The sequence below is a fragment of the Nonomuraea cypriaca genome (genome assembly GCF_015645445.1).
In the GTDB taxonomy this organism is placed as follows: domain Bacteria; phylum Actinomycetota; class Actinomycetes; order Streptosporangiales; family Streptosporangiaceae; genus Nonomuraea; species Nonomuraea cypriaca.
Genome location: NZ_JADOGI010000510.1, coordinates 1 through 1,521, shown reverse-complemented (window position 1 = coordinate 1,521; position 1,521 = coordinate 1). Strand labels below are relative to the sequence as shown.

1 protein-coding gene is annotated in these 1,521 nt (G+C 63.2%); it reads left to right on the top strand.

From position 1 onward, the window contains the following. The first annotated feature begins 81 nt into the window (after positions 1-81). Positions 82-1,314: an IS701 family transposase gene (locus tag ITP53_RS55260; protein WP_456238123.1), complete on the top strand. Its 1,233-nt coding sequence runs from the start codon at positions 82-84 to the stop codon at positions 1,312-1,314. Positions 1,315-1,521 lie beyond the last annotated feature (207 nt).

The window sequence follows — 1,521 nt, the reverse complement described above, 5'->3', positions numbered from 1 at the left end:
CTAGTACTACATGCCTAGATCGCGTTCAGCGATCGTCCGGTTTCTCAGCGTGAGATGGCTGGGGTGTGTGACCGTATCGTCATGCCCCAGCCTCAGGAATACGCAGGCGCGGTGACAGCCGCGGATCTGGATGTGTGGCAGTCGGAATTCGAGCAGGTGTGTGCGCGGTTCGAGGGCCGATGGTTCCGGACGGAGTCGCGTGAACATTTCCAGCAGTATCTGCGGGGACTACTGGCGCCATTGGCGCGCAAGAACTCCTGGACGATCTCGGAATTCACCGGTGAGCGCAGGATCACGGCGATTCAGCGGTTCATCAATCTGACGCCGTGGGATGCCGACGGGCTGCGCGATGAGGTGCGCGACTATGCGATGGAGCACATCGCCGACGAGCGCGCGGTACTGATCGCCGACCCGACCGGGTTCGCCAAGAAGGGCAGGAAATCGGCGGGCGTGCAGCGGCAGTATTCCGGGACGCTGGGCCGGATCGATAACTGCCAGATCGGCACCTTCCTGGCCTACGCCAATACGTGCGGGGATCGGGTGCTGATCGACCGCGAGTTGTATATGCCGGAGGATTCCTGGTGTGCCGATCCCACCCGGCGGGCCGAGGCGCATGTGCCCGAGGAGGTGACGTTCGCCACCCGCCCGCAGCAGGTCCAGGCCATGATCGCCCGGGCGGTGGGAGCCAGGGTGCCGTTCGCCTGGTTCGCCGCCGATGAGGAATTCGGCCAGAACCCCGGCCTGCGCGCCTATCTAGAACGCGAACAGATCTCCTACTGCATGGCCGTACCCCAGACCACCGATATCACAACGGGAAACGTCTCCACGGCAAAGGGCAACACCATGCGCGTGGCGCACCTGGCTGCGCGACTGAAACCACACGATTGGCAGCGACGCGCCTGTGGTATCGGCGCCAAGGGTTTCCGAGTCTACGACTGGGCCGTGATCGAGACGGCCCTCCCCGGGCACCGCTATGTGGTCCGCCGCAATATCGCCGATGGCGAGCTAGCCTACTTTCACTGCTTCGATCCGCGTGGTGAAGGATTCTCGGAGTTGGTGCGGGTCATCGGATCGAGGTGGCCGATTGAGGAGTGTTTTGAGGCGGCCAAGCAAGAGGCGGGGCTGGATCAGTATCAGTTCCGGCTTTATCACGCGTGGTATCGGCACATCACCCTGGCCATGTTGGCCTTAGCCTTTCTCGCCGTCCTGCGCCGCACCGCTAAAAGGGGGACCCATCCCCTGTGGACAACCCGCGCCGCCCGCGAGCGCAACACCGGCGAACCCCCGCAAACCGTCTCGGACTTCGACCCGTGACCAGCCCAGACCCGTCACACGCCTGATCGCCTTGTCCATCAGCGAGATCCGCCGGCTGTTCAACCTGATTGGCAGCGACGATCACGCTGTTGAGCTGGGACTTTACTGGTCCGAGCAGCGTCGCAGCCACCAAGCTCGAGCACGCAGGCACCACTTCAAGCGGCACCTGCGCCTACAGGTCCTACAGATCTAGCTATGTAGTACTAG